Here is a 25955-nt window from a genome sequence, read left to right as displayed (position 1 = left end):
CGTTCGCAGTGGGTCTGGTGGGTCTGATTGTTCTTTGAGAACTGCACAGTGGATGCGAGCATCTTTGTAGCAAGTTAGTAAGGGCATACGGTGGATGTCTTGGCACCAGGAGCCGATGAAGGACGTAGGAGACTGCGAAAAGTCTAGGGGAGCTGTCAACCGAGCTGAGATCCTAGAATTTCCGAATGGGGAAACCCGGCCCCAGTCATGTGGGGTCACCCATACCTGAACACATAGGGTATGTGGAGGGAACGCGGGGAAGTGAAACATCTCAGTACCCGCAGGAAGAGAAAACAACCGTGATTCCGTGAGTAGTGGCGAGCGAAAGCGGATGAGGCTAAACCGCGTCTGTGTGATACCCGGCAGGGGTTGCATTCGCGGGGTCGTGGGACCTCTTGGTCAGTTCTGCCGGACTGGCAAACAGTCAAAAACCATTGTGGTTAGAGGAATACGTCTGGAAAGCGTGAGCGTAGAGGGTGAAACTCCCGTACTCGAAAACCCGATGGCTGTTTAGAGTGTTCCCAAGTAGCAGCGTACTCGTGAAATTCGCTGTGAATCTGGCGGGACCACCCGCTAAGCCTAAATACTCCCTGGTGACCGATAGCGGACTAGTACCGTGAGGGAAAGATGAAAAGTACCCCGGGAGGGGAGTGAAATAGTACCTGAAACCGTGTGCCTACAATCCGTCGGAGCCTTTAGGGGTGACGGCGTGCCTTTTGAAGAATGAGCCTGCGAGTTAGTGCTACGTGGCGAGGTTAACCCGTGTGGGGTAGCCGTAGCGAAAGCGAGTCTGAATAGGGCGTCATAGTCGCGTGGTCTAGACCCGAAGCGGTGTGATCTAGCCATGGCCAGGGTGAAGCGCGGGTAAGACCGCGTGGAGGCCCGAACCCACCAGGGTTGAAAACCTGGGGGATGAGCTGTGGTTAGGGGTGAAAGGCCAATCAAACACCGTGATAGCTGGTTCTCCCCGAAATGCATTTAGGTGCAGCGTCGTATGTTTCACCGCGGGGGTAGAGCACTGGATGGTCTAGGGGGCCCACAAGCTTACCGAAATCAACCAAACTCCGAATACCGTGGTGTGAGAGTGCGGCAGTGAGACTGCGGGGGATAAGCTTCGTAGTCGAGAGGGAAACAGCCCAGAACGCCAGCTAAGGCCCCTAAGTGTGTGCTAAGTGGGAAAGGATGTGGGGTCGCACAGACAGCCAGGAGGTTGGCTTAGAAGCAGCCACCCTTTAAAGAGTGCGTAATAGCTCACTGGTCAAGTGGTCCTGCGCCGACAATGTAGCGGGGCTTAAGCACACCGCCGAAGCTGTGTCATTTCAGCCTTGTGCTGGGATGGGTAGGGGAGCGTCGTGTAGCGGTTGAAGCGGCGGAGGAATCCAGCCGTGGACGCTATGCGAGTGAGAATGCAGGCATGAGTAGCGAAAGACGAGTGAGAAACTCGTCCGCCGGATGACCAAGGGTTCCTGGGCCAGGCTAATCCGCCCAGGGTAAGTCGGGACCTAAGGCGAGGCCGACAGGCGTAGTCGATGGACAACGGGTTGATATTCCCGTACCCGTGTGAACGCGCCCATGATGAACCTTGTGATACTAACCGCCCGAAGCCCTCCGATGATCCTTCGGGATCTAGGGGTAAGTGGAGCGCGGGACCTGAACTTGTAGTAGTCAAGCGATGGGGTGACGCAGGAGGGTAGCTCCGCCAGTGAGTGGTAGTACTGGTGCAAGCGTGTAGGGAGAAGCATAGGCAAATCCGTGCTTCACATATCCTGAGACGTGATGCGTAGCCGATTGAGGCGAAGTAGAGTGATCCCATGCTGCCGAGAAAAGCCTCTAGCGAGCTTTCACGCGGCCCGTACCCCAAACCGACACAGGTGGTCAGGTAGAGAATACCGAGGCGATCGGGCGAACTGTGGTTAAGGAACTCGGCAAAATGCCCCCGTAACTTCGGGAGAAGGGGGGCCGTAGCGCTTGAAGCCTCTTGCGGGCTAGGGCGAGACGGCCGCAGAGACCAGCGAGAAGCGACTGTTTACTAAAAACACAGGTCCATGCGAAGTCGCAAGACGATGTATATGGACTGACGCCTGCCCGGTGCTGGAACGTTAAGGGGACCGGTTAGTCCGCAAGGGCGAAGCTGAGAACTTAAGCGCCAGTAAACGGCGGTGGTAACTATAACCATCCTAAGGTAGCGAAATTCCTTGTCGGGTAAGTTCCGACCTGCACGAATGGCGTAACGACTTCTCGACTGTCTCAACCGCAGGCCCGGCGAAATTGCATTACGAGTAAAGATGCTCGTTACGCGCGGCAGGACGGAAAGACCCCGGGACCTTTACTATAGCTTGGTATTGGTGTTCGATTCGGCTTGTGTAGGATAGGTGGGAGACTGTGAAGCGGCCACGCCAGTGGTTGTGGAGTCATCGTTGAAATACCACTCTGGTCGTATTGGATGTCTAACCTCGGTCCGTGATCCGGATCAGGGACAGTGCCTGGTGGGTAGTTTAACTGGGGCGGTTGCCTCCCAAAGAGTAACGGAGGCGCTCAAAGGTTCCCTCAGCCTGGTTGGCAATCAGGTGTCGAGTGCAAGTGCACAAGGGAGCTTGACTGTGAGACTGACGGGTCGAGCAGGGACGAAAGTCGGAACTAGTGATCCGGCCATGGCTTGTGGAAGCGTGGTCGCTCAACGGATAAAAGGTACCCCGGGGATAACAGGCTGATCTTGCCCAAGAGTCCATATCGACGGCATGGTTTGGCACCTCGATGTCGGCTCGTCGCATCCTGGGGCTGGAGTAGGTCCCAAGGGTTGGGCTGTTCGCCCATTAAAGCGGTACGCGAGCTGGGTTTAGAACGTCGTGAGACAGTTCGGTCCCTATCCGCCGCGCGCGTAGGATACTTGAGGAAGGCTGTCCCTAGTACGAGAGGACCGGGACGGACGGACCGCTGGTGTGCCAGTTGTTCTGCCAAGAGCATTGCTGGTTGGCTACGTTCGGAAGGGATAACCGCTGAAGGCATCTAAGCGGGAAGCTCGTTCCAAGATGAGGTATCCCACCCTTCGTGGGTTAAGGCCCCCAGCTAGACCACTGGGTTGATAGGCCAGAGGTGGAAGACCGGTAACGGTTGGAGCTGACTGGTACTAATAGGCCGAGGACTTGTTACAAAGACGCTACGCATCCACTGTGCGGTTCTGGAAGAACAACCAGAACCGATCGCAATCCCTTGCGGGGTTGTTGGTTGTAATTTCATAGTGTTTCGGTGGTTATAGCGTTGGGGAAACACCCGGTCCCATTCCGAACCCGGTAGTTAAGCCCTTCTGCGCCGATGGTACTGCACTGGTTACGGTGTGGGAGAGTAGGTCGCCGCCGAACTTAATTTGCCCTGCGGGTTGAGCGCCACAAGCGCTCCCCGCAGGGCTTTTTCACGTCCAAGGGCAGTCCGCGTGCGGCGGCACGACCGGCGTCCCGGCCGGCGCGGGTCTTTTCACCCGAATGAGCCCCTGCCATGGAATAAATACAAGCCATAACTTTTTCCTGTGACTGCATTCACTTCCACCCCGTACAGCAGGGACTTGGGCGACGAGCTGCGCCAGGTCCGGGAGACCGGCGCGGGCATGAGCGGGGCCGCGCTCGCGGTGCGGCTGGGCTGGGATCCGAGCAAGGTGTCCAACCTGGAGCACGGCAAGGTGCGGGCCACCGACATCGACCTGGTGCAGCTGTTCACCATGTGCGGCAGGGACATCCAGTTCATCGACGAGTTCCGGCGCCGCTACCGGTACGCCTTCGACGAGTACCTCGTGCACGGCGTGGACGACGCGCGCACAGTGGCGGTCGCCGAGTCCACGGCGACAGCGATAACGAGTTACTCGGCGACAAAAGTGCCGGGACTCGTGCAAACGCAGGAGTACGCGGACGCGCTGCACCGGCTCGGCGGGTTCGGGGTCAACGGGCGAGTTCCGCCGGTCGTGCAGCACCGGATGGACCGGCAGACCGTGCTGCGGCGTCCTGACCGGCCGAGGTGCCTGTTCTACGTCCACGAGTTCGCGCTGCAGCAGCGGGTCGGCGGCCGGCGGGTGATGGAGGACCAGTGCGCGCGGCTGCTGTCCGAGAAGCACCTCATCCGGGTGGTGCCGACGAGGGTCGTCGTGCCGTCGAACGGGTGTCTGCTCTGGGAGTACGAGAAGGCGGCGCCGGTCGCGTTCAGCGAGACCGAGCTGGCGCAGGTGTTCGTGCAGGACCCCAGCGCGATCGCGCGGGTCAGGCTGCTGTTCGACCGGCTGGCCGAGGTCGCGCTCGACGCGGAGAAGTCGCGGGACAAGCTGGTGGAGTACGCCGGGCGGCGGCACGGCGACCAGGGACCGCACGCGGCCTGAGAGCGGCGGGGGCGCACTGTGGCCAGGCGCCCCCGCCGTCGCGGTCAGCGCCAGCCGTGCCGGTCGCGCAGTGCGTCGACGACCTGACCGAACGCGGCCGGGCCGAGCACGGCGCCCTCGCGGCGGATGTCGTCGTCGGTGTCGAGGGCGAACACCCGGTCGAGGCGAAGGTAGGACGGGCGGCCGTCGCGGTCCCAGGCACCGGCGCCGAGCTCCAGGTAGTCGTCGCGCGGCTCCTTCGAGGAGAGCATCAACGCGATCAGTTCGTCCCTGGCCCGGCCCACGACCAGCAGCGGGCGGTCCTTGCCGCGGTTCGCGTCCTCTTCGAAGGGCACCCAGGCCCAGACGACCTCACCGGGGTCCGCGTCGCCGTCCGCGGAGGGCTCGTACTCGAGCTTCACGGCCCCGGTGGCGTCGTGGATCTCGCGGACCGCACCCTTGGCCGGGCGGGGGTCTTCACCGTTCATCAGCACGAACGGACCCTAGCGGTGCAGAGCACGTCGGCTTCTATGGGACCATAAGGGGACACCCGTCCGATTTCCTGCTGAGGACCACCTTGACCACGTTCGCCGACACGACCTTCACGCCGCCGGAGCTCATCCGGAACTTTTGCATCATCGCGCACATCGACCACGGCAAGTCGACGCTGGCCGACCGCATGCTGCAGCTCACCGGTGTGGTCGAAGCGCGGGCGATGCGCGCTCAGTACCTCGACCGGATGGACATCGAGCGTGAGCGCGGTATCACCATCAAGGCGCAGAACGTGCGCCTGCCGTGGCAGCTCGAGGGGCAGGACCACGTCCTGCACATGATCGACACGCCTGGCCACGTCGACTTCACCTACGAGGTGTCCCGCGCGCTGGAGGCCTGCGAGGGCGCCGTGCTGCTGGTCGACGCCGCGCAGGGCATCGAGGCGCAGACGCTCGCGAACCTGTACCTGGCGATGGAGAACGACCTCACCATCATCCCGGTGCTGAACAAGATCGACCTGCCCGCCGCGGACCCGGACAAGTACTCGAAGGAGATCGCGCACATCGTCGGCTGTGAGCCGGAGGAAGTGCTGCGCGTCTCGGCGAAGACCGGTCTCGGTGTCGAGGCGCTGCTCGACGAGGTCGTGCGGAAGGTGCCGCCGCCGGTCGGCGCGGCGGACTCCCCGGCCCGCGCGATGATCTTCGACTCGGTCTACGACACCTACCGCGGCGTCGTCACCTACATCCGCGTGGTCGACGGCAAGATCACGCCGCGCGAGCGCATCAAGATGATGTCGACGGGTGCGACGCACGAGATCCTCGAGGTCGGCATCGTCTCGCCGGAGCCGAAGCCGTCGCAGGGCCTCGGCGTCGGCGAGGTGGGCTACCTGATCACCGGCGTGAAGGACGTGCGCCAGTCGAAGGTCGGCGACACCGTCACGTCGGAGCGCAAGGGCGCCACGGAGCCGCTGGCCGGCTACCGCGAGCCCCGCCCGATGGTCTACTCCGGCCTGTACCCGGTCGACGGCTCCGACTACCCGGAGCTGCGCGAGGCGCTGGACAAGCTCCAGCTCAACGACGCCGCTCTGACCTACGAGCCGGAGACGTCCGCCGCGCTGGGCTTCGGCTTCCGCTGCGGCTTCCTCGGCCTGCTGCACCTGGAGATCACCCGGGACCGCCTGGAGCGCGAGTACGGCCTCGACCTGATCTCCACGGCCCCGAACGTCGTGTACCGCGTCGTGATGGAGGACGGCACCGAGCACGTCGTGACGAACCCGTCCGACTGGCCGGAGGGCAAGCGCGCCGAGGTCTACGAGCCCGTCACGAAGTGCACCATCATCGCCCCGTCCGACTACATCGGCGCGATCATGGAGCTCTGCCAGGGCAAGCGCGGCCAGCTCGGCGGCATGGACTACCTGTCGGAGGACCGCGTCGAGCTGCGCTACACCATGCCGCTCGGCGAGATCATCTTCGACTTCTTCGACTCGCTGAAGTCCCGCACCCGCGGCTACGCCTCACTGGACTACGAGGAGTCCGGCGAGCAGGACGCGGAGCTCGTCAAGGTCGACATCCTGCTGCAGGGTGAGACGGTCGACGCGTTCAGCGCGATCGTGCACAAGGACTACGCCTACGCGTACGGCACGCGCATGGCGACCCGTCTGCGTGAGCTCATCCCCAGGCAGCAGTTCGAGGTGCCGATCCAGGCCGCGATCGGTGCCCGCGTGATCGCCCGCGAGACGATCCGCGCGATCCGCAAGGACGTGCTGGCCAAGTGCTACGGCGGTGACATCACCCGTAAGCGCAAGCTGCTCGAGAAGCAGAAGGAAGGCAAGAAGCGCATGAAGATGGTGGGGCGGGTGGAGGTGCCGCAGGAGGCCTTCGTCGCCGCGCTGTCCACTGATGAGCCGAAGGGCAAGAAGTAGGCGTCGTGGTACTTCTTCACGTCGGTTGCGCGATGTGGAACCACAAGGCGTGGCTCGGGCGGTTCCTGCCGCAGTCGCTTCCCGCCGGGGAGCGACTGCGGGCCTACGCGGGCTGGTGCAACGCCGTCGAGGGCAACACCACGTTCTACGCGACGCCTGCCCGCAAGACCGTCGAGGCCTGGGCGCGGCAGACGGACCCCGCTTTTCGGTTCGTGGTCAAGGTGCCCAAGGCCGTCACGCACGAGCGCCGGCTGGCAGGCGTCGAGGTGCAGATGCGGGCGTTCCTGGACGCAGTCGAACCCCTCGGCGAACGCGCCGTCCTGTGGACCCAGTTGCCGGGCTCGTTCGGCCCGGCGGACGTCGACGCCCTGGCCCGCTTCCTGCGCAGGCTGCCCGCAGGCCTGCGGCGTGCCGTGGAGGTGCGTCACCCCGCGTTCTTCTCCGACGCCGGCGCGACGTCGCTGCTGGAGGGAGCGCTCGACGGCGTGGACGCCGAGTGGGTGCCGTTCGACACCGAGGTCTTCTTCCGGAGCCCGCCGACCAGCGAAGCCGAGCGGGAGGCCTGGGACAGGAAACCGCGGTTGCCGCGGCGTACGCGGGCGCTGACCGACCAGCCGATCGTCCGCTACCTGGGCCGGGACTCGGTCGAGGACACGGTCGAGGGGTGGCGGCCGTGGACCGAGGTGGTCGCCGACTGGCTGGGGGAAGGCCGGTCGCCGACGGTGTTCGTGCACACCCCCGACAACGACGACGCGCCCGCGCTCGCCCGCCGGTTCCACGACGACGTGCGAACGCTCATGCCCGAACTCGACGCGCTGCCCGAGCCCGAGCCGGTCGAGCCCGCAACTCTGTTCTGAGCGAACGGGTCTGTCACACGCGTCGCGCGCTGTTCACTGAGCAGCTTTATTCGGTTGAACGCGCCGGGCGGGGTGGGTGATGCTGTGGGCACCTTCGAACCGAGAGGACGTGGCATGAGTGACTTGTCGGATCCCCGGTTTGATCTCTTTGCGCGGGTGGACGCGCTCTTGTGACCTGTTCCAGGTCCAGGTGAGCCGTCCTGCTCAGGGCGGCTCTTTTGTTTGCTCACGTGGCCCAGAGGCTAGGGCACCGCATTGTCGATGCGGCGATTCGCGGGTTCGAGTCCCGTCGTGAGCGCGTGTGCGCGTTTCAAATGCGCCAATGGCTCTTTAGCTCAACTGGTAGAGCACCGGGGTGAAGATCCGGAGGACAGGGTTCGACTCCCTGGGGAGCCACTCCACCGAGCCCCTGTGGCGGAACGGCAGACGCGGTCGGCTCAAAACCGGGTGCCCGCACGGGCGTGCAGGTTCGACTCCTGCCAGGGGCACAGGGTCACGTGGTCGGGTTCAGCGCTTGACGGCGTGGTGCAGGCGTGTGCGAAGACCTGGGCGCTGATGACCTTGCTCATCGTCGTGGCTCCTCCTCGCAGCATCGGCTGCACGACCGGCGGGCGTTGCTGAATCAGCAACGAGGTTTGCCATAACGGCACTGTCGCGCGCATCGTGGACAGCATGACGACTGCGCAGGAGTTCTGGGAGTCCTTCTACTCGGAGCGGGACCAGGTGTGGTCCGGCAACCCGAACCCGTTGCTGGTGCGCGAGGCCGCCGACCTGACGCCGGGCAGTGCGCTCGACCTCGGGTGCGCCGAGGGTGGCGACGCCGTGTGGCTCGCGAGCAGGGGGTGGCGGGTGCTCGGTGTCGACGTGTCGCAGGTGGCGCTCGACCGGGCGTTGCGGCATGCGGCCGACGCCGGCGTCGAGATCTCGGTGGAGCGGCACGACCTCAAGGACACGTTCCCGGAGGGGCAGTACGACCTCGTCAGTGCTCAGTTCCTGCACTCGCCGGTCGAGGAGGACGGGGAGCGCAACAGCATCCTCAAGCGCGCTTCGGAGGCGGTCGCTCCCGGCGGGCGGCTGGTCGTCGGCGGGCACGCGAGCGCGCCGTCGTGGTCGGAGCACCACGACTACTACTTCCCGACGACCAAGGACGTGCTCGACCACCTCAAGCTCGGCGACAACTGGATCATCATCACCGACGACGTCGTCGAGCGGATGCTCGTCGGACCGGATGGTCAGCAGGAGCCGCGCAAGGACAACGTGCTCGTGGTAAAGCGCCTTTACTAGAAGATCCGCACCCTGGAAACGCAAAGGCCACCCGCGGCGGCGTTGCCGGGGGTGGCCCACACAGGTGCCGGTCAGGCGTGGATCAAGCGGTCCATCGCCTGGCGGTTGATGATCGAACGGAGCTCGCTCGTCTCCTCGGTGCTGTGGCGGGAGAGGATGGCGTCCAGTTCGAGGCGGTCGCTCTCGGAGGTGTAGCTGGCCAACTGCCGCTCCAGGCTCCGGCGCTTCGTCCGAGCGTCACGGCGGGTCGCCAGGCTCGATCGCAGGGACTTCACGGACAGGTCGTGGCGGGTCATCGTGTCCTTCCAATCTTGGTTACGATTCGATAATACACCCTGTTCACGAGGTCTGTACCGATGAAGAAGGTCAGCTAGCTCACGAACTCGTCGAGCAACCCCAGCGCACGCGCGTACTTGGCCTTCAAGCGATCTCGGGTGGCGGCGTCGAGGCGGGCGATGCGGGCCGGTGAGAGGTTGTCGCCGATGTCGGCGCGCTTCACCGTCACGGCCAGCGGGTTGGCGGCGACGCGGCGCAGGTAGTCCTCCTGCGGCTCGTCCGGCAGGTGCGACAGCGCGACGACGGCGTCGACGACCTCGGGCGGGCAGCCGGCGGCGAGCAGGTCGGCGCCGGTCACCGGGGTGTCCTCGATGACGTCGTGCAGGACGGCGGCCATCTGCGCGTGCTCGCCCGTCACGGCGGCCATGACCCGCAACGGGTGTCCGATGTACGGCCGGCCCGACTTGTCGACCTGGCCCTCGTGGGCGGCGGTGGCGGTCGCGATGGCGTCTTCGAGGGTGAACACGGCCACCAAGCTAAACCAGGGCTTGACCAACCGCAGTGGTCTAGTCCATTTTTAGTCCACTCACAACATGGCCGCCGCATGATGTGTGGAGGTGGACCATGTCCAAGACCAGACGAGCAGCGATAGCGCTGCTGTCGGCCTTCTTCGCCTGTGCCGGTCTGGTGTTGGTGATGAACGGCAACGCCGCCGCCGCGAACCTCGCCGCCAACAGCGGGTTCGAGGCGGGCAACCTGAGCGGCTGGACGTGCACCGAGGGCACCAGTGCCACGTCGAGCACGAAGCGCACCGGGCAGTACGCGCTGCAGGGCGCCCCGGCCGGCCAGGGCAACGCGCGGTGCCAGCAGACCGTCTCGGTGCAGCCGAACACGGCCTACAAGCTGAGCGCGTGGGTGCAGGGCAGCTACGTCTACCTCGGTGTCACCGGCGGCGTGGAGAAGAACACGTGGACGCCGGGCTCGAGCGGCTTCAGCCAGCTCACCCTCGACTTCAACTCAGGCAGCGCCACCAACGTCACGATCTACCTGCACGGCTGGTACGGCCAGCCCGCCTACTACGCCGACGACGTCAACCTCGACGGTCCCGGCACGCCGCCGACGACCACGACCACGAGCACGACGACGTCGACCACCACCACTACGACGACCACGACGACGACCACCACGACCAGCAACCCGCCGAACACCGGTCTGCCGAAGCACGTGCTGACGGGCTACTGGCAGAACTTCTACAACGGTGCGCGCGCTCTGCGTCTGGCTGACGTCCCCACCACCTACGACATCATCGCGGTCTCGTTCGCCGACGCCACGGCGGTGCAGGGCCAGGTCGCGTTCAACCTCGACCCCGGCCTGAGCAGCCAGCTCGGCGGCTACACCGACGCGCAGTTCCGCGCCGACGTGAAGACCGTGCAGGCCCGCGGCCAGAAGGTGATCATCTCCGTCGGTGGTGAGAAGGGCACGATCAGCGTCGGCAACTCGACGGCGGCGACCAACTTCGCCAACAGCGTCAAGGGCCTGATCTCCAGCTACGGCTTCGACGGCGTCGACATCGACCTGGAGAACGGCGTCAACGCCCAGTACATGGGCCAGGCGCTGCGCAGCATCCACGCCGGTGGCGGCAAGGTCATCACGATGGCGCCGCAGACGATCGACATGCAGAACGTCAACGCCGAGTACTTCAAGCTGGCGCTGGCCACCAAGGACATCCTGACCATCGTCAACATGCAGTACTACAACTCCGGTTCGATGCTCGGCTGCGACCAGCAGGTCCACAGCCAGGGCACGGTCAACTTCCTGACCGCGCTCGCGTGCATCCAGCTGCAGAGCGGCCTGCGCGCCGACCAGGTCGGCCTCGGCCTGCCCGCGTCACCCTCGGGTGCCGGTGGCGGGTACCAGGCGCCGTCCAACGTCAACAACGCGCTCAGCTGCCTCGCGCGCGGCACGAACTGCGGGACGTTCAAGCCGACCACGACCTGGCCGTCGATCCGCGGCGCCATGACGTGGTCGATCAACTGGGACGCCTCGAACAACTGGCAGTTCGCCAACACGGTCGCCCCGCATCTGGACTCCCTGCCCTAGATGACCGCGACTAGATGACGGACTGCCCGTCATAACCGCCCGACGGCTCGGGGAGGCCGAACAGCCTCCCCACCGTCGGTGCGACATCCACAGTGGACGCCGGTGTGGCCGAGATCCCGCGCCCAACCACGGGATCGCCACCCGCGACCAGCAACGGCACCGGCTCGGCAGCTCGCCGGCACACGACCAGGTCGCCTGCCTCCGCGCCCAGCCGCCACCGCGCGGGCGGTTGCACGGACAGCACACCGGGCACGCGCGAGACCACCGACTCCAGGTGCCGCAGGGCCAGCTCGCGGTCCGAGGCGGGACCGGTCCAGTGCAACAGGTCGGCGCCACCGTTCGGTGCGATGACGACCTTGTTGCGCAACAACGGATCCGCATCGACGTGCTGCTGCAGCGACACGTCCGCCAAGGGTGCCGGGTGGTCCGTGACGACGACGAGCACCGACCGTTCCCAGCGACCCGTCGCCTTGAGGTACCGGACGAGCTTGCCCAGCTGCTCGTCGGACGTCCGCACGGCCAGCGACCGCACGACCGCGTCCCCCGAGTCCTCGGCGCAGTCGCCGAAGCTCACGAACACCAGGTCGGGGTCGGCCTCCGCGATCATCGCGTGCAGCGCGTGGGAGGTGAACGCGTCCGGCGTGTGCCCGGTGATCGGCGGCCGCGGTTCCCAGTGGTACGACGCCCGCGTGCCGAACACCCCGCGCAGGTACTCCTTGGACAGCACCGAACCCGTGCGGAAACCCAGCTGCGGCAGGCGTTCCAGCAAGGTCGGGAACCTCAGGTCGGTGTGGTCCGGTGTGCGCACCACGCCGGTGGCCCGGTCGAAGACGGTGTTCGCGGGCACGCCGGTCCGGTCGGGCCGCACCCCGGTCATCATCACCACGTGGTCCGGGATGCTCGCCACCGCCGGCAACGACCGGGCCCGCGGGAAGTGCGTGCCGTCCTCCCGCAACGCGACCAGGTTCGGTGTCAGCGCGGTGCCCACCTCGTCCGGCCGCAGACCGTCCAGGACCACGACGTACACGCGCCGACCGGCGCCGGCGGAACCGAACGCCACCCCGGGAGCGGCGGAGAGCACCACCGACCCGGCGGCGGCTTTGAGCAGACTGCGGCGTTTCACGGCGCGCAGTCTCGCCTACCGGGATGGCCGGGGGGTGAACGGCGTTCCGTCGCGTCACCAACGACACAGCCGCTTCACCGGGCATCCACCGCCAGGTCCAACTAGGTTGAGCTCATGTTCCACACGCTGGCCGTGCCCGTCATCGCCGCGCCCATGGCAGGTGGGCCCTCCACCCCCGAGCTGGTCGCCGCGGTGAACGACGCCGGTGGCCTCGGGTTCCTGGCGGCCGGGTACATCACCGTCGAGCAGCTCGCGGAGAAGGTCAAGCGCACCCGGGAGCTGACCGGCGCGCCGTTCGGGGTCAACCTGTTCGTGCCCGGCACGCGCACGACGGTGGACATCGCGTCCTACGTGGACCGGGTGAGCGAGCGCGCCGCCGAGGTCGGTGCGGTGCCGGGTGAGCCGCGGTGGGACGACGACAACTACGCGGCGAAGCTCGAACTGGTGCTGGCGCTGCGGGTGCCGGTGGTGTCGTTCACGTTCGGGCTGCCGGACGCCGACGACGTGCGGCGGCTCAAGGCGGCCGGCTCGACCGTCGTCGTGACGGTCACCACCCCGAGCGAGGCGCGGCAGGCCCAGCAGGTCGGTGCGGACGTGCTGTGCGTGCAGGGGTCGGACGCGGGCGGGCACCGCGGCACGTTCACCGACGACGGCATCTCACCCGGCGGCGGTGAGCTCTACGGCACGCTGGCGGCGATCCGCCTGGTCAGGGGCACCGTCGACCTGCCGGTGATCGCGACCGGCGGGCTGGTGCACGGTGCCGACGTCGCCGCCGTGCTCGCGGCGGGGGCGGTGGCGGCGCAGCTGGGCACCGCCTTCCTCGGTTGCCCGGAGGCCGGAACCGCTGCGCCCCAACGGGAGGCGCTGCGCGAAGGGACCCGCCGGACCGCGTTGACCCGTGCGTTCAGCGGACGGCCGGCCCGCGGGCTGGTGAACCGGTTCCTGGTCGAGAACACCCCGCACGCGCCCGCCGCGTACCCGAACGTGCACCACCTCACCAAGCCGGTGCGCGCGACCGGTGAGCTCGAGGTCATGTCGCTGTGGGCGGGCACCACCTACCCGCTCGCGCCGGCCGAACCGGCCGCCGAGGTCGTCCGCCGGGTGCACGAGGAGCTGCTTGAAGCGGTCAACTCGCTGGCACAGAGGTTCGTGCGCGGCTGAGAACGGTCTGGTGACCTCACTCGCGGATGAGATGTTCCAGGCCTTCTCGGACCGGGACCCGATTTTCACGTCCATGCTCGGCGTACCCGGCTGGGACGACCGGATCGAGGACCTCGGTGTCGACGGCGAACAGGCGTTGCGCACCAGGCTCGCGGACATCCTGCGGCGCACCGAGACCAGCGACGAGGACCCCGTCACGCTCGCGGTGGTCCGGCACGCCCGCAGCAGCGCCGAGCGGATCGCCGGGCTGCTGACCGGTCCGGCGCAGCCCTGGTGGGGTGACGCGGACCTGCGACCGGCGTTCGCGCGGTTCCACGAGGTGCTGCTGTCGCTTCCCGGACGCCCGGACGCCCGGACGCCCGGACGAACAGGCCGGCCTGTGCTGGTTGCCCGACGGCGAGGCGAACTACGTCAAGCTGGTCGGCGACTGCACGACCACCTCGTACACCCCGGCCGAGCTGCACCAGCTCGGGCTGGACCTGATCGCGCGGCTGCGCGAGGAGTACGCGCAGGTCGGCTCGCAGGTCTGGGGCACCACCGACGTGCCGGAGATCTTCCGCCGCTTGCGCACGGAACTGTTGTGGGAGAACGAGAACGACATGGTCTCCAGCGCGGCCGAGGCGATCGCCCGCGCCGAGGCCGTGGCACCGCGGTGGTTCAGCAGGATGCCCAGCGTCGGCTGCGAGGTCCGGCTCGTCGAGGAAGCCGAACGCGGGACCGCGCCGATCGCGTACTATGCCCGGCCACCACCTGCAGACGACGCCGGCGGCCGAGTCGGACCTGTCGAACATCCGCAAGTACGCCTCCATCGACGCCTGCCTCGAAGGCTGGGGCCTCTACGCCGAACGCCTGGGCGACGAGATGGGCCTGTTCTCCTCCGACGAGCAGCGTCTCGGGATGCTGTCGGCGGACGCGATGCGCGCGGCCAGGCTCGTGGTCGACACCGGGCTGCACGCGTTCGGCTGGTCCCGGCAGCGCGCGGTCGACTTCCTGCGCGAGAACACCGTGATGCCGGAGCCGGAGATCCAGGCGGAGGTCGACCGGTACATCGAGGTGCCGGGTCAGGCGCTCGCGTACATGGTCGGCCGGATCGAGATCGAACGGTTCCGGGCGCACGCGCAGACCGCGCTGGGGGAGCGGCTCGACGTGCGCGCGTTCCACGACCTCGTGGTGAGCACCGGACCGGTGCCGCTGTCCACCCTGGGCGACCTGGTCGGCCAATTCGTTGGCGAAGCCGGGTGAGCGGGGCTATGAAGGACAGCGTGACCTCGCTCTCAGATGAGACGTTCCAGGCGATGATGGACTGGACGCCGACGTTCGCCACCATGGTCGGCCTGCCCGGCTGGGACGACCGCCTCGACGACCTCGGCGTCGACGGCCACCAGGCTCTGCGCGCCCGCCTCGCGGACATCCTGAGCCGCGTCGACACCAGCGACGAGGATCCGGTCGACAAGGCCGTGATCAGGCACCAGGCCGAGTCGATCATCACCAAGATCGACGCCCGGCTGGTCGAGCACACGGTCGCCGCCGGGCTGAGCGCACCGGTCGCCGGGCTGCTCGGGCTCGCCTCGCAGGTCGACTTCTCGCAGCGGCTCGGTGAGGTCCCGCGCTTCCTCGACCAGGCGGCCACGCGGCTGCTCAACACCGACCGCAAGCCTGTGAGCAGGCACATAGCGAACGGCGCCGCGCACCTGGAGCGGTTCCTGGCCTCGCCGCGGCAGGAGTGGGAGGGCGAGGCGGACCTGCGGCCGGGGTTCGCGCGGTTCCGCGAGGTCCTGCTGTCGCTGGAGGGACGCCCGGACGAGCAGGCCGGCCTGTGCTGGCTGCCGGAGGGCGAGCAGAACTACGCCCGGCTGGTCCGCGACTACACGACCACCTCGTACACCCCGGCCGAGCTGCACCAGCTCGGGCTGGACCTGATCGCGCGGCTGCGCGAGGAGTACGCCGAGATCGGCTCGCGGGTGTGGGGCACCACCGACGTGCCGGAGATCTTCCGGCGGCTGCGCACCGAGCTGCTGTGGGACGACGAGAACGACATGCTCACCAGCGCGGTGGAGGCCGTGGCCAGGGCGGAGGCCGTCGCACCGCAGTGGTTCGGCCGGCTGCCCAAGGCGGCCTGCGAGGTGCGGTTCGTGCCCGAGATGGACCGCGAGGTGGCGCCGCTCGCGTATTACATGGACGCCGCGCTGGACGGCTCGCGTCCCGGCATCTACTTCCTGAACCCGTTGGGCGCTACCGTTCGCAGCCGCACGCTCTCGGAGGTGACGGCGTTCCACGAGGCAACGCCCGGCCACCACTTCCAGCTCACGATCGCGGCCGAGACCGACCTGCACAACGTGCGCAAGTTCGCGTTCATCGACGCCTACCTCGAAGGCTGGGGCCTCTACACCGAGCGCCTGGCCGACGAGATGGGCCTGTACTCGTCCGACGAGCAACGGCTGGGCATGCTGTCGTTGGACGCCATGCGCGCGGGACGGCTGGTCGTCGACACGGGCATGCACGCGCTCGGGTGGTCGCGTCAGCAGGCGGTCGACTACCTGCGCGAGAACACCGTGATGACCGCACCGGAGATCGACTCCGAGATCGACCGGTACATCGAGACGCCGGGCCAGGCGCTCGCGTACATGGTGGGCCGCCTGGAGATCCTCCGGGTGCGCGACGAAGCGGCCACCCGGCTGGGCGACCGCTTCGACATCCGCGCGTTCCACGACCTCGTGCTGGCGAACGGACCGGTGCCGCTCGCCGCGCTCGACTCGCTGGTCAGCGCTTGGACTCCTTCTCCATGACGGAGTTCCGCTTCGAGTAGGCGAAGTAGACGACCAGGCCGATCGCGAACCAGATCCCGAACCGCAGCCAGGTCTCCGGCGTGAGGAACGTGATCAGCCAGATCGAGAAGACCACACCGATGATCGGCACGACCGGCATGCCCGGCGTCTTGAACGTGCGCGGCAGGTCGGGCTGCTTGTAGCGCAGCACGACCACGGCGATGCAGACGACGACGAACGCCAGCAGGATGCCGATGTTCGTGAGCTCGGCGGCCTCGGCGATCGGCAGGAACCCGGCGATGACCGCGGAGGCGATGCCCAGCACCCAGGTGATGCGCGACGGGACGCGCTTCACCGGGTGCGTCTTCGCGAACCAGCGCGGCAGCAGTCCGTCGCGGCTCATCGAGTAGCCGACGCGGGCGGCGCCGAGCAGGAACGTGAAGAGCACGGTCGTGATGCCGAGGATCGCGCCGACGGAGATGATGATGCCGAGCGCGGGCAGGCCGATGTCGGCGAACGCCGTGGCGAAGGCGGACTCCGAGTCGACGTCCTTGAAGTTCACCATGCCGGTCAGCACGAGACAGGCCAGCACGTACAGGACCATCGAGATCGCCAGCGAGTACATGATCGCCCTGGGCATGTGCCGCTGCGAGTCCTTCGACTCCTCGGCGGCCGTGGACATCGCGTCGTAGCCGAACACCGCGAAGAACACCGTCGCCGCACCCGTGAGCGCACCCGAGATGCCGAACGGGAAGAACGGGTTGTAGTTGTCGGTGTTGATGTGGAACGCGCCGACGACGATGACCAGCGCCACCACGGCGACCTTGAGGTACACCAGGACGGTCTCGAACCGGGCGGCGTTCTTCATGCCCTGGTTCAGCACGAACGCGATCAGCAGGCACAGCACCACCGCGAACAGGTTCACCTTGTAGGTGCCCGCGGCGACGTCACCGGTCTCGGTGCCCGGTGCGCCCAGCATCCACTGCGGCAGCTGGACGTCCAGCAGTGACAGCAGTTCGGTGAAGTAACCGGAGATGCCGATCGCGACCACCGCCACGATCGCCGTGTACTCCAGCAGCAGGTCCCAGCCGATGAACCAGCCGACGATCTCGCCGAGCACCGCGTAGCCGTAGGTGTAGGCGCTGCCTGCCTTGGGGATCAGCCCCGCGAACTCCGCGTACGAGAACGCCGCCGCCGCGCTCGCGATACCGGCCACGAGGAACGAGACCAGCACGGCGGGGCCGGCGGTCTTGTTCGCGACGGCGCCCGCGAGCGAGAAGATGCCCGCGCCGATGATGCCGCCGATGCCGATCGCGGTGAGCTGCCACAGGCCCAGCGTTCTGGTGAGCCCGTCGCCCTTGTCCTCCGCGATCTGGTCGATGGGCTTGCGCCGGAAGACGCCCTGTGTGGTCATGCCTAGCTCCCTTGAAGAGTGGGTCCGGGCGAACCTATTCGCGACAACTGTCACGCGGTTTGTCCGAACCCACCAATCAGGGAACCGGTTTTTGGCTCTTCGAGCTGTTTACGGCCTGCTGAACACGATCTTGCCGGCGGTCTCGCCGTCCAGCATCGCCCTGAGCCCCTGCTCGGCGTCCTCGAACTTCAGCTCGGCGCCGATCTGCGGCTTGAGGTCGTTGAGCGCGCAGAACCGGATGAGGTCGCCGAGCTCCTCGCGGGTGCCCATGGTCGAGCCGACGACGCGCAGCTGCAGGAAGAACAGCCGCTGCAGCTCGGCCGCGGTCGCGTCGCCGGACGTGGCGCCGGAGATCACGATGATGCCGCCGGGCTTGAGGGCCTTCATCGAGTGCGACCAGGTGGCCTTGCCGACGGTCTCGAACACCGCGTCGACCCGTTCCGGCAGGCGGGCGCCGGACTCGAACGTGTCGTGGGCGCCGAGGGTCTGCGCGAGAGCGCGCTTCTCCTCGGAGCGGCCGGTGACCCAGACGCGGAACCCGGCCGCGCGGCCGAGCTGGATGAGCGCCGTCGACACGCCACCGGACGCGCCCTGCACGAGCATCGTCTGGCCGGGGCGCAGACCGGACTTCACGAACAGCATCCGGTACGCGGTCAGCCACGCCGTGCCCATGCACGCGGCCTCGGCGAACGTGAGGTCCGCGGGCTTGGGCAGGGCGTTGCGGGCGGGGACCACGACGTAGTCGGCGAACGTGCCCTGGTGCTTCTCGGTGAGCAGCGTGCGCTTCGGGTCGAGGGTCTCGTCGCCGTCCCAGCTCGGGTCGCCGATGACGGAGTGCAGCACCACCTCGGTGCCGTCGTCGAGGACGCCCGCGCCGTCGCAGCCGAGGATCATCGGGAACTGCTCCGGCTTGATGCCGACCCCGCGCAACGTCCACAGGTCGTGCATGTTGAGGCTGGCCGCCTTGACCGCGACGCGCACCCACCCCGGTGCGACCTCGGGGTCGGGTCGCTCGCCGACGCGGAGCGAGGCCAGCGGGTTCTCAGGACTGGGTTCTGCTGCGTAAACGGCGAACATGGTTCGCAACATACCCATCCGCGCACCGGCCGACCGTCGTGACGCGGGTCACGGGACTAGGCTCGGGTGCGTGGACCGGCTTTGGCAGTGGTGGGACGGGGTCGAGCTGTGGCTCGTGCAGCTGCCCGTCGCCGTGCAGTTCCCCATCGTGATGGTCGTGGTGCTGCCGCTGTGCCTGGGCGTGGCGCGGCTCGTCGACCGGGTGGCCGACCTGGGGGCGAACAACCCGGCGTCGCTGGCGCCTGAGTCCGATGCCGAGTCCGATCCGGAGTCCGAACCCGAGAAGGTCACCGCATGAGTCCCGGTCGTCGCCTCACCGTCGCGCTGGTCGGACTGGTCCTGCTGGTCCTGGTCGGCTGGTTCGTGCGCGAGGGCTCGTCGAAGCCGCAGCCGGAGTCCAGCGCGCCGACCAGCACCTCCAGCAGCGCGGCCAAGCCGGCCGAGGTGCCGGGAGCGAAGGAGTCGGGGCTGGAGGTCACGGCGCTGTCGGCGCTGCCGCCGGAGGCCGCGAAGACGTACAAGCTGATCGGCGGCGAGGCGCCGATGCCGTACCCGAAGAACGACGGCGTCACGTTCGAGAACCGCGAGAAGCGGCTGCCGCAGCAGAAGTCCGGGTACTACAAGGAGTACACGGTGCCGACGCCGGGCAGTCCCGACCGCGGTGCGCGCCGGCTCGTGACCGGGAGCAAGCGCGAGGTCTATTACACCGGTGACCACTACGCGTCGTTCGTCGTGGTGGACGTGAAGAAGTGAAACGGCACATTCTCGTTTCGGAGAAGAATGCGGCGATCGGCGCTATTGCCGAGGCGTTGTCGTTCCCTTCCTGGTTCGGGCACAACCTGGACGCGTTGTACGACAGCCTGACCGACCTGTCGTGGCTGCCCGAGGGCGAGTACGTGCTGGTCGTGCCCGCTGACCTGGACGATTCCGTCGTGGACGTGCTGCGGGACGCGGTGAGGCAGACCGCCGAGTCGGGTGACCGGACACTGCGGGTGATTCGCACGGAAAGGTGACACGGGCTGCGCAAAAGCCGTCCGGAGTGGACAGTGCGGGTCCATGGGAACGCATCACCGTCGCGTGGGCTGTGCGCTCGTGGTCGCCGCCGCCGTCGCTGTTTTCTGTCCGGCCGTGTCCTCTGCCGGTGACCCCGACTGCTCGCAGGACCAGCCCTTCACGCCGTTCGACACGATGGACGGCGACAACCCGGTGACCATGCAGAGCGGCCGCGTGGTCGAGCTGCGCGCGTCGAACAAGTCGCAGTGCGCGTGGGGGCGCATCTCGTCGGGCACGCCCGGCGAGGAGATCTGGACCGACCGCAAGGAGCCCTCGGCGGACACGCACGAGGGCTTCCTCGGCTACACCCGGATCGACTCGGGCTCGGCGAAGTACACCGAGGCGTTCAAGAACGACGGCCGGGTGATGCGCGCCTGCGGCTCCTCGCAGGGCGTCATCGAGTGCACCGGCTGGTTCTGATGCATCAGTCTTCGGCAGGCACCCAGGACGGCTTGCGCTTCTCCTTGAACGCTGTGATGCCCTCTTGGCCCTCGGGGCCGCCGAAGTGCTGTGCCGACAGCTTGAGCATGTCCGCGAACACCTCGCCGAGGTTCGTCGACCGTTCCTGCTGCAGCATCTGCTTGGTCGCGGCGAGCGCGTTCGGGGCGCCGAGCGCGAGCATGTCGGTGTAGCGGCGGACCTCGGCGTCGACGCCGTCGACGGGCACAGCGGAGTTGAGCAGGCCGATCTGGACCGCGCGGGTGGCGTCGAAGGTCTCGCCGGTCAGGAACAGCTCGTGTGCGGCGCGGGGGAGCAGGCGCGGCAGCACGGTCACCGAGATGACCGCGGGCACGACACCGATGCGGACCTCGCTGAACGCGAACGTCGCCTCGTGCGCCGCGACTGATATGTCGCATGCCGCGACGATGCCGACGCCACCGGCGCGAGCCGGGCCCTTGAGTGCGGCGACGACCGGCTTGGGGCTGGTCCAGAGCTGTTCGAGGATCGCGGGGAACTCGTTGACGCCCTGGTCGCCCGCGCTCGCACCGGCGGCTTCCTTGAGGTCCATGCCGGAGCAGAACACGGTGCCCGTGTGGGTCAGCACGACCACGCGGACGCCGTCGTCCCCGGCGGCCGCGGTCAGGTGCTCGCGGAGCTCCCGGCGCAGCTGCGCGGACAGGGCGTTGCGGTTGTGCGGGGAGTCCAGCGTGATCGTCGCGATGCCACGCCGCACCTCGTAGTGGACCAGCTCGTCTGCCATGGAGCTGACCTTAGCCGCCGGGTTCGTTGACAGCATCCTGTCAAATATGACAGTCTACTGTCATGATGAAGACGGTGTACCTGGTGCTGGCGGACGACCTCGCGGACTGGGAGTACGGCCACGTGGCCGCGCAGGTGAACATCCAGGCGTTCCAGCGGGAGCCGGGGCGCTACGAGATCAGGACGGTCGGGCTGACCACCGACCCGGTCAGGACGCTCGGCGGCGTGCGGATGCTGCCGGACGTCGCGATCGGAGACGTGTCGCTCGGCCGACCGCGGCGTGGTGGCAGGTGCTGGGCGCGGTGCTGCGCGAGCCGTTGTCGGTCTCCGGCATCGCCCGCGAGATGGGCCTGGCGCGGCAGTCCGTCCAGCGGATCGCGGACCTGTTGGTGGACAGGGGTTTGGCCGAGTACCTGCCGAACCCGGCACACCAGCGGGCGAAGCTGGTGCGGCCGACCGAGGCCGGTTGTGCGGCGATCGCCCGGTTGCGCGCGGCCCAGCACGAGTGGGCCAACCGCGTCAGTGCGCAGGTCTCGCTGGAAGACCTGCGCACGACGCTCGACACCATGACCAGACTGGTCGCGGCTACGTCCTGATGCCCGGCAGGGGGTGGGGCATCACGACTGTCAGCCGATCGTGGTGCTCGTCAGGACGGGGTTCGGGTCCGGGTAGCCCTTCGCGGCGGCGTTCACCGGGAACCCGATGACCGTGATGACGGCGGTGAAGGTGAGGCCGGGCGCGTCGTAGCCGGTGCCGCCGAGCTTCGCGGTGATGGTGCCGCTCCCGCCCGCCTGCAGGGTGATCGTCACGACCGGCAGCTCGAAGTCCGCGCCGCCCTTGATCGGACCGGGAACGGTCAGCACGACATCGTTGCCCTGCAAGGCGATCGTCGGCGTGCCACCCAGCCCGGCACCGCCGGAGAGCGACGCCGACCGGTACGTCGAGTTGGCCGGCACCGGCAGCCTGAGCGCGAGCCCCTTGATCTCCCGCACCTGCCGCCCGGCCGCCTCGGCGGGAACCTTGTTGGGCGCGGGGTCGATCGTCACCGTGAGCGCGCTGTTCGGTGCGACGGTCGCCGGCGCGGACGCGTCCAGCCCCTGGTCGAGCGTGAAGTCCGACGTCTGCCCGACGGCGCTCGCCCGGAGCTTGAAGGTGATGGTCTGCGGAGCTGCTGACGCGTTGGTCGTGAACATCAGCATGGGAACCAGTAGCAGTGATGCGAGTCCGGCTAGCTTCATGGCCTCTCCCCGTTGAGTTGACGAGGGACAGTTCCAGCACGCGGCGTAATCACCTGACTACTCATGAGTAAGTTTCACGTCAACACTTCACACTTCACATCGCCCGAACGGCGCTGCGGACTCGATCTTGCGGCGGCGGCCGAAAGTGTCGCGTGGAACGGCAACGGGGCCGGCCTGCCGCAGCAGACCAGCCCCGCGGAACGTCTGTGTGCTAGGCCGAGCGGGCCACCAGCTGCCGCGCCAGCGCCTCGTCGTACCGGTCCAGCACCAGCTGCGCCACCTCGACGTCGTCCCCCAACGGCTGCGCCACCAGTGCGTCCTCCCCGGCCAGCGCCGCGACCTTGTCCGGCAGCAACCCCGGCGCCAGGAACCACGAGGCGACCGCGATCCGGGTCGCACCACGGGCCTTGAGCCGTTCCACGGCTTCGGGCACGTCGGGCGAGGCGATCGACGCGAACGCCGCCTCCACCCCCGCCCACCCCGACTCGCGGGCCCACCGCCGGGCCACGCGCGCCACGGCCTCGTTCGCCGGTGCGTGCGACGAGCCGGCACCCGCCAGGACCACGCCCAGCGACCGGTCGCCGAACGTCACCCGGCCTCCGCCAGCCGCCGCAGCGCCGCCGACTCCAGCCGCGGTCCGGGCCGAGCACGTCGGCCACCACGGCGGGCACGCGCGACTCGGCGACCGCGGCCGGTACGTCCACCCGTGCGTGGAAAGCCTTGCCCAGCAACAACGGCACGACGACGGACGGGCCGCGCAGCACGTCGCTCAACCGCGGTGCGCACAGGTCCAGGAAGCAGCCGCGGACGTCCAGCTCCGGGCGCAACGACCGCACGACGTCCAGCAGTGCGTGGATCGACGCGGCCGAGCGCGGGTCACGGCTGCCGTGCGCGACGGCGATCAGCGGGATCGCAGCGCCCCCGATCGCAGCGTTTCCGATCACAGCGCCCCCGTCAGGCCGCGGGCCCGCAGCACGGCGCGCTCCAGCGGGCGGAACAGCAGCAGCTCGATGCCGATGCCCACCAACAGGATCAGGAAGATCGCCGCGATCACCATGTTGATGTCGTTCAGCGACGACCCGTTGTGCAGGTACTGGCCGAGGCCCACACCCAGCTGCGGCGAGGTCGCGATGATCTCCGCGGCCATCAGCGACCGCCACGAGAACGCCCAGCCCTGCTTCAACCCCGCCAGATAACCGGGCAGGGCGGCGGGCAGCAGGATGTGCCGCGCCGACGCCAGCCGGCCGGCACCCAGCGCGCGCCCGACGCGGGGCAGCAGTGGTGGGATCTGGTCGATGCCCGCCACCAGGCCGTTCGCGATCGACGGGACCGAACCCATCAGCACGACGAAGTAGATCGTCGACGGCGTCACGCCGAACCACAGGATCGCGGCCGGAACCCAGGCCACCGAGGGCAGCGACTGCAGACCGGTCAGCAACGACCCGATCGCGGCGCGCACTACCCGCACCTTGGCGACCAGGAGGCCGAGCGGGGTGGCGATCAGCACCGCCGCGAGGAACCCGAGCACCGCGCGGTGCAACGAGGTCCACAGGATGCCGAACGCCTCGCCGGTGGAGATGGAGCGAACGAGCTCGTTCCACACGTTCACCGGGGCGGGCAGCTGGAACTCCGGCAGGATCGCCGAGGCCCACAGCGCCTGCCACACGCCGAGCAGCAGGGCGAACGCGATGATCGGCGGCACGCCCGTCTTCAGGAAACGACGCCACAGCGGCACCTTCCGCACCTCGACGGGTGCGTCGAGCGCGTCGAGGCCGGCGCCGACCTTGTCGAGCGTGTCAGGAGGCGTGGCCACTGATGACCTCTCGCAGGTGGGTGTTGATCTCGTCCAGGACCTCGGCGCGCGAGTCGGTCACGTCCCACTCGCGCACCACGCGGCCGGGACGCGAGGACAGCAGCACGACCCGCTGGCCCAGGCGCACGGCCTCGCGGACGTCGTGCGTGACGAAGATGATCGCGGTGTTCGTGGTCTCCCACACCCGCAGCAGCTCGCCCTGCAGCACGTCGCGGGTGATCGCGTCCAATGCGGCGAACGGCTCGTCCATCAGCAGCAGGGCCGGTGCGCCGTCGGCGGAGACCGTGGCGGAGGCCAGCGCGCGGGCCAGAGCCACGCGCTGGCGCATGCCACCGGACAGCTCGTGCGGGCGCTTGTCCGCCACGTCGCCGAGGCGCACCAGCTCCAGCAGCTCCTGCGCGCGCCGCCTGCGTTCCAACCGGCCGACACCGGCGAACCGCAGCGCCAGCTCGACGTTGCGGGCGGCGGTGAGCCACGGCATGAGCGCGGGCTCCTGGAACATCACGGCCGGGCGCGACGTGTTGAGCTGCAACGAACCCGCCGTCGCGCCGTCGAGGCCGGCGACGATGTTCAGCAGCGTGCTCTTGCCGCAGCCGGAAGCACCGAGGAGACACACGAACTCACCCGGCCTGACCTTGAGGTCGACGCCGTCGAGCGCCACCACGGCCGAGCTCCCGTGGCCGAACACCTTCCTGATGCCGGACAGCTCCACAGCGGTGTCCGCAGTGGACAGAAGCGTGGTGTCGAGCGTGGCGGTCATATCCGTGTCCCCTCGGTGCTCTCTGCTACTACTTCTGGTCCAGTCCGGCTGCTTGCACCTGCGGCTTGCCCTGTGCCTGGAGCACCTTGTTCAGCAACGTGAAGTCGGCGTACCCGGCGACGTTCGCGGCCTCCTGGGCCACCCCGGCGGTCACGGCGTCCTTCGCGAGCTGCGGGAAGTGCTTGGCCTGCGCGTCGGTCGTGAGCTCGATGTTGTCCCAGGCGGCGTCGAGGATCTTGTCGCCGAGCTTCTTGGACGTGAGCTTCTCCAGCGCGGCGTTGACGGTCTTCTTCGCGTCGTCCTTGTTGCCCTTGGTCCAGTCGATCGCGGCGACGTGGCCCTTCAGCACGGCCTCGACCGTCTCCGGGTGCTCCTGCAGGAACTTCGTCCGCACGATGATCACCGTGGTCGGGAACGCCCCGCCCTCCCACAGCGTCTTCTCGTCCAGCAGCACCTTCGCGCCCGCCTCGGCGACCAGGCGCGCCGACCACGGCTGCGGCGCCCACGCGGCCTGGATGTCGCCCTTCTTGAACAGGTCGAGCGACGCGGCGTTCTCCACGTTCGTGACCGTGACCTGGCCGGTGAGGTTCTTCTCCGCCAGGTACTTCTTCAGCGACACGTCCTGCGTGTTCGCGAGCTGCGGCGTGGCGACGACCTTGCCCTTGAGGTCCTCGATCGAGTTGATCTCCGGCTTCACCACGAGCTGCGCGCCGCCCGAGGTCGCGCCGGCGATGAGCTTCACCGCCTCGCCCTTGGACTTCGCGTAGGCGTTGATCGCCGGACCGGACCCGATGTAGGCGATGTCGAGCGACTCGCCCAGCAGCGCGTTGACCTCGTCGGGGCCCGCGTTGAACGTCTGCGTCGTCAGCTTGGTGCTGCCGAGCTCCTTCTTGTAGAGCTCCTTCTCCACGCCGATCAACGCGGCGGCGTGCGTGACGTTCGGGAAGTACCCGACCCGCACCTCGGCCGCGGGGCCCTTGGACTGGGCGACCGGCGCGTCACCGGAGTCGGCGCGGCTGCAGGCGGACAGTGTTGTCAGTGCGATCAGGGCAACGGCGATGGCGGGCTTGAGGTTCACAGGA

24 protein-coding genes, 3 tRNA genes, 2 rRNA genes and 2 pseudogenes are annotated in these 25955 nt (G+C 67.8%); 18 read left to right on the top strand and 13 right to left on the bottom strand.

All coding sequences use genetic code 11. The features are described from left to right. The first annotated feature begins 67 nt into the window (after positions 1-67). From BBK82_RS04245 to BBK82_RS04235, 3 genes are all read left to right on the top strand, one after another. Positions 68-3151, top strand: a 23S ribosomal RNA gene (locus BBK82_RS04245). A 91-nt stretch (positions 3152-3242) separates the two neighbouring features. Beyond that, positions 3243-3359: ribosomal RNA gene (rrf, locus tag BBK82_RS04240) — 5S ribosomal RNA — on the top strand. A gap of 164 nt (positions 3360-3523) precedes the next feature. Then, positions 3524-4360 (top strand): helix-turn-helix domain-containing protein, encoded by an 837-nt coding sequence (locus BBK82_RS04235; protein ID WP_154697054.1) that lies wholly within the window; start codon positions 3524-3526, stop codon positions 4358-4360. Positions 4361-4404: 44 nt separating this feature from the next. Here BBK82_RS04235 and BBK82_RS04230 read toward each other — a convergent pair whose 3' ends face one another. After that, positions 4405-4827, bottom strand: a complete 423-nt coding sequence (locus BBK82_RS04230; RefSeq protein ID WP_065920804.1) for a type II toxin-antitoxin system PemK/MazF family toxin — start codon at positions 4825-4827, stop codon at positions 4405-4407. 89 nt (positions 4828-4916) lie between these two features. Here BBK82_RS04230 and lepA point away from each other — a divergent pair, with 89 nt between their 5' ends. The 6 genes from lepA (at position 4917) to BBK82_RS04200 (ending at position 8893) form a co-directional block, all read left to right on the top strand. After that, a complete protein-coding gene (lepA, locus tag BBK82_RS04225) occupies positions 4917-6752 on the top strand; it encodes a translation elongation factor 4 (RefSeq protein WP_065913823.1) in 1836 nt (611 codons plus the stop codon). 32 nt (positions 6753-6784) lie between these two features. Continuing rightward, complete coding sequence (locus tag BBK82_RS04220) at positions 6785-7609, top strand: DUF72 domain-containing protein (RefSeq protein ID WP_065913822.1); 825 nt, start codon at positions 6785-6787, stop codon at positions 7607-7609. Between the two features lie 224 nt (positions 7610-7833). Then, positions 7834-7907: transfer RNA gene (locus BBK82_RS04215), tRNA-Asp, on the top strand. A gap of 26 nt (positions 7908-7933) precedes the next feature. Next, a tRNA-Phe gene (locus BBK82_RS04210) sits at positions 7934-8005 on the top strand. A gap of 9 nt (positions 8006-8014) precedes the next feature. After that, positions 8015-8097: transfer RNA gene (locus BBK82_RS04205), tRNA-Leu, on the top strand. A gap of 184 nt (positions 8098-8281) precedes the next feature. Beyond that, positions 8282-8893, top strand: coding sequence for an SAM-dependent methyltransferase (locus BBK82_RS04200; RefSeq protein WP_065913821.1), 612 nt, complete (start codon positions 8282-8284; stop codon positions 8891-8893). A 71-nt stretch (positions 8894-8964) separates the two neighbouring features. On the opposite strand, the gene BBK82_RS04195 is transcribed toward BBK82_RS04200, so the two are convergent. Both BBK82_RS04195 and BBK82_RS04190 read right to left on the bottom strand, forming a co-directional pair. Beyond that, positions 8965-9189 (bottom strand): hypothetical protein, encoded by a 225-nt coding sequence (locus BBK82_RS04195; RefSeq protein ID WP_065913820.1) that lies wholly within the window; start codon positions 9187-9189, stop codon positions 8965-8967. Between the two features lie 74 nt (positions 9190-9263). After that, positions 9264-9695 (bottom strand): HD domain-containing protein, encoded by a 432-nt coding sequence (locus BBK82_RS04190; protein ID WP_065920803.1) that lies wholly within the window; start codon positions 9693-9695, stop codon positions 9264-9266. A 98-nt stretch (positions 9696-9793) separates the two neighbouring features. Here BBK82_RS04190 and BBK82_RS04185 point away from each other — a divergent pair, with 98 nt between their 5' ends. Continuing rightward, the gene (locus tag BBK82_RS04185; RefSeq protein ID WP_065913819.1) at positions 9794-11269 is read left to right on the top strand and encodes a chitinase; all 1476 of its coding nucleotides are present in this window, start codon (positions 9794-9796) and stop codon (positions 11267-11269) included. A gap of 10 nt (positions 11270-11279) precedes the next feature. Here the strand turns inward: BBK82_RS04185 and BBK82_RS04180 are convergent, their stop codons facing one another. Further along, positions 11280-12392 carry an alkaline phosphatase family protein gene (locus BBK82_RS04180; RefSeq protein ID WP_083267772.1) on the bottom strand — a complete coding sequence of 371 codons (1113 nt, stop codon included), beginning with the start codon at positions 12390-12392 and terminating at the stop codon, positions 11280-11282. A gap of 114 nt (positions 12393-12506) precedes the next feature. On the opposite strand from BBK82_RS04180, the gene BBK82_RS04175 reads away from it, so the two are divergent. Further along, positions 12507-13553 carry a nitronate monooxygenase gene (locus BBK82_RS04175; protein WP_065913817.1) on the top strand — a complete coding sequence of 349 codons (1047 nt, stop codon included), beginning with the start codon at positions 12507-12509 and terminating at the stop codon, positions 13551-13553. A 16-nt stretch (positions 13554-13569) separates the two neighbouring features. On the opposite strand, the gene BBK82_RS53725 is transcribed toward BBK82_RS04175, so the two are convergent. Then, positions 13570-13869 (bottom strand): hypothetical protein, encoded by a 300-nt coding sequence (locus BBK82_RS53725; protein ID WP_065913816.1) that lies wholly within the window; start codon positions 13867-13869, stop codon positions 13570-13572. On the opposite strand from BBK82_RS53725, the pseudogene BBK82_RS56590 reads away from it, so the two are divergent. Both BBK82_RS56590 and BBK82_RS49705 read left to right on the top strand, forming a co-directional pair. After that, positions 13832-14795 (top strand): annotated as a pseudogene (locus BBK82_RS56590) (DUF885 domain-containing protein). The gene BBK82_RS53725 and the pseudogene BBK82_RS56590 sit on opposite strands and share 38 nt — an antisense overlap. Positions 14796-14803: 8 nt before the next feature. After that, on the top strand, positions 14804-16339 hold the full coding sequence (locus tag BBK82_RS49705) for a DUF885 domain-containing protein (RefSeq protein WP_065913813.1): 1536 nt from the start codon (positions 14804-14806) through the stop codon (positions 16337-16339). Here BBK82_RS49705 and BBK82_RS04150 read toward each other — a convergent pair. Beyond that, a complete protein-coding gene (locus BBK82_RS04150; RefSeq protein WP_065913812.1) occupies positions 16314-17732 on the bottom strand; it encodes an amino acid permease in 1419 nt (472 codons plus the stop codon). The genes BBK82_RS49705 and BBK82_RS04150 overlap by 26 nt on opposite strands. Before the next feature lie 108 nt (positions 17733-17840). Continuing rightward, positions 17841-18809 (bottom strand): zinc-binding dehydrogenase, encoded by a 969-nt coding sequence (locus tag BBK82_RS04145; protein ID WP_065920802.1) that lies wholly within the window; start codon positions 18807-18809, stop codon positions 17841-17843. A 70-nt stretch (positions 18810-18879) separates the two neighbouring features. On the opposite strand from BBK82_RS04145, the gene BBK82_RS04140 reads away from it, so the two are divergent. From BBK82_RS04140 to BBK82_RS04125, 4 genes are all read left to right on the top strand, one after another. Further along, positions 18880-19107, top strand: a complete 228-nt coding sequence (locus BBK82_RS04140; protein ID WP_065913811.1) for a hypothetical protein — start codon at positions 18880-18882, stop codon at positions 19105-19107. Beyond that, a complete protein-coding gene (locus BBK82_RS04135; protein WP_065913810.1) occupies positions 19104-19562 on the top strand; it encodes a guanyl-specific ribonuclease in 459 nt (152 codons plus the stop codon). Before BBK82_RS04140 ends, BBK82_RS04135 begins: the two co-directional genes overlap by 4 nt. After that, positions 19559-19822, top strand: a complete 264-nt coding sequence (locus tag BBK82_RS04130) for a barstar family protein (RefSeq protein WP_065913809.1) — start codon at positions 19559-19561, stop codon at positions 19820-19822. The genes BBK82_RS04135 and BBK82_RS04130 overlap by 4 nt, the downstream gene beginning before the upstream one ends. A gap of 115 nt (positions 19823-19937) precedes the next feature. Then, entirely contained in the window at positions 19938-20282 is a 345-nt protein-coding gene (locus BBK82_RS04125) for a DUF2690 domain-containing protein (RefSeq protein WP_154697053.1), read from the top strand. Between the two features lie 4 nt (positions 20283-20286). Here the strand turns inward: BBK82_RS04125 and BBK82_RS04120 are convergent, their stop codons facing one another. After that, on the bottom strand, positions 20287-21063 hold the full coding sequence (locus tag BBK82_RS04120; RefSeq protein WP_065913807.1) for an enoyl-CoA hydratase-related protein: 777 nt from the start codon (positions 21061-21063) through the stop codon (positions 20287-20289). Positions 21064-21352: 289 nt separating this feature from the next. On the opposite strand from BBK82_RS04120, the gene BBK82_RS56585 reads away from it, so the two are divergent. Further along, on the top strand, positions 21353-21658 hold the full coding sequence (locus BBK82_RS56585; protein ID WP_237048023.1) for a MarR family winged helix-turn-helix transcriptional regulator: 306 nt from the start codon (positions 21353-21355) through the stop codon (positions 21656-21658). Positions 21659-21688: 30 nt separating this feature from the next. Here BBK82_RS56585 and BBK82_RS04110 read toward each other — a convergent pair whose 3' ends face one another. From BBK82_RS04110 to BBK82_RS04090, 5 genes and pseudogenes are all read right to left on the bottom strand, one after another. Beyond that, positions 21689-22300 carry a hypothetical protein gene (locus tag BBK82_RS04110; RefSeq protein ID WP_065913806.1) on the bottom strand — a complete coding sequence of 204 codons (612 nt, stop codon included), beginning with the start codon at positions 22298-22300 and terminating at the stop codon, positions 21689-21691. Positions 22301-22511: 211 nt separating this feature from the next. Next, positions 22512-23211: pseudogene (locus tag BBK82_RS04105) on the bottom strand (sirohydrochlorin chelatase). A 29-nt stretch (positions 23212-23240) separates the two neighbouring features. Further along, positions 23241-24113 (bottom strand): ABC transporter permease, encoded by an 873-nt coding sequence (locus tag BBK82_RS04100; protein ID WP_065913805.1) that lies wholly within the window; start codon positions 24111-24113, stop codon positions 23241-23243. After that, positions 24097-24873, bottom strand: coding sequence for an ABC transporter ATP-binding protein (locus tag BBK82_RS04095; protein WP_065913804.1), 777 nt, complete (start codon positions 24871-24873; stop codon positions 24097-24099). Before BBK82_RS04095 ends, BBK82_RS04100 begins: the two co-directional genes overlap by 17 nt. Before the next feature lie 28 nt (positions 24874-24901). Continuing rightward, positions 24902-25951 (bottom strand): ABC transporter substrate-binding protein, encoded by a 1050-nt coding sequence (locus BBK82_RS04090; protein WP_065913803.1) that lies wholly within the window; start codon positions 25949-25951, stop codon positions 24902-24904. Between the last annotated feature and the right edge of the window lie 4 nt (positions 25952-25955).

The sequence above is a fragment of the Lentzea guizhouensis genome, from assembly GCF_001701025.1.
GTDB classification, from domain to species: Bacteria; Actinomycetota; Actinomycetes; order Mycobacteriales; family Pseudonocardiaceae; genus Lentzea; species Lentzea guizhouensis.
The sequence above is the reverse complement of the archived record's forward strand: the minus strand, read 5'-3'. Positions and strand labels throughout refer to the sequence as shown.

What these genes read in the sequence shown, in the direction of transcription:
- BBK82_RS04095 (WP_065913804.1), bottom strand. Translation starts at nt 24,873, where the DNA reads ATGACCGCCACGCTCGACACCACGCTTCTGTCCACTGCGGACACCGCT.
- BBK82_RS04110 (WP_065913806.1), bottom strand. Translation starts at nt 22,300, where the DNA reads ATGAAGCTAGCCGGACTCGCATCACTGCTACTGGTTCCCATGCTGATG.
- BBK82_RS04145 (WP_065920802.1), bottom strand. Translation starts at nt 18,809, where the DNA reads ATGTTCGCCGTTTACGCAGCAGAACCCAGTCCTGAGAACCCGCTGGCC.
- BBK82_RS04175 (WP_065913817.1), top strand. Translation starts at nt 12,507, where the DNA reads ATGTTCCACACGCTGGCCGTGCCCGTCATCGCCGCGCCCATGGCAGGT.
- BBK82_RS04150 (WP_065913812.1), bottom strand. Translation starts at nt 17,732, where the DNA reads ATGACCACACAGGGCGTCTTCCGGCGCAAGCCCATCGACCAGATCGCG.
- BBK82_RS04220 (WP_065913822.1), top strand. Translation starts at nt 6,785, where the DNA reads ATGTGGAACCACAAGGCGTGGCTCGGGCGGTTCCTGCCGCAGTCGCTT.
- BBK82_RS04200 (WP_065913821.1), top strand. Translation starts at nt 8,282, where the DNA reads ATGACGACTGCGCAGGAGTTCTGGGAGTCCTTCTACTCGGAGCGGGAC.
- BBK82_RS04230 (WP_065920804.1), bottom strand. Translation starts at nt 4,827, where the DNA reads ATGAACGGTGAAGACCCCCGCCCGGCCAAGGGTGCGGTCCGCGAGATC.
- BBK82_RS04120 (WP_065913807.1), bottom strand. Translation starts at nt 21,063, where the DNA reads ATGGCAGACGAGCTGGTCCACTACGAGGTGCGGCGTGGCATCGCGACG.
- BBK82_RS04185 (WP_065913819.1), top strand. Translation starts at nt 9,794, where the DNA reads ATGTCCAAGACCAGACGAGCAGCGATAGCGCTGCTGTCGGCCTTCTTC.
- BBK82_RS04195 (WP_065913820.1), bottom strand. Translation starts at nt 9,189, where the DNA reads ATGACCCGCCACGACCTGTCCGTGAAGTCCCTGCGATCGAGCCTGGCG.
- BBK82_RS04135 (WP_065913810.1), top strand. Translation starts at nt 19,104, where the DNA reads ATGAGTCCCGGTCGTCGCCTCACCGTCGCGCTGGTCGGACTGGTCCTG.
- BBK82_RS49705 (WP_065913813.1), top strand. Translation starts at nt 14,804, where the DNA reads ATGAAGGACAGCGTGACCTCGCTCTCAGATGAGACGTTCCAGGCGATG.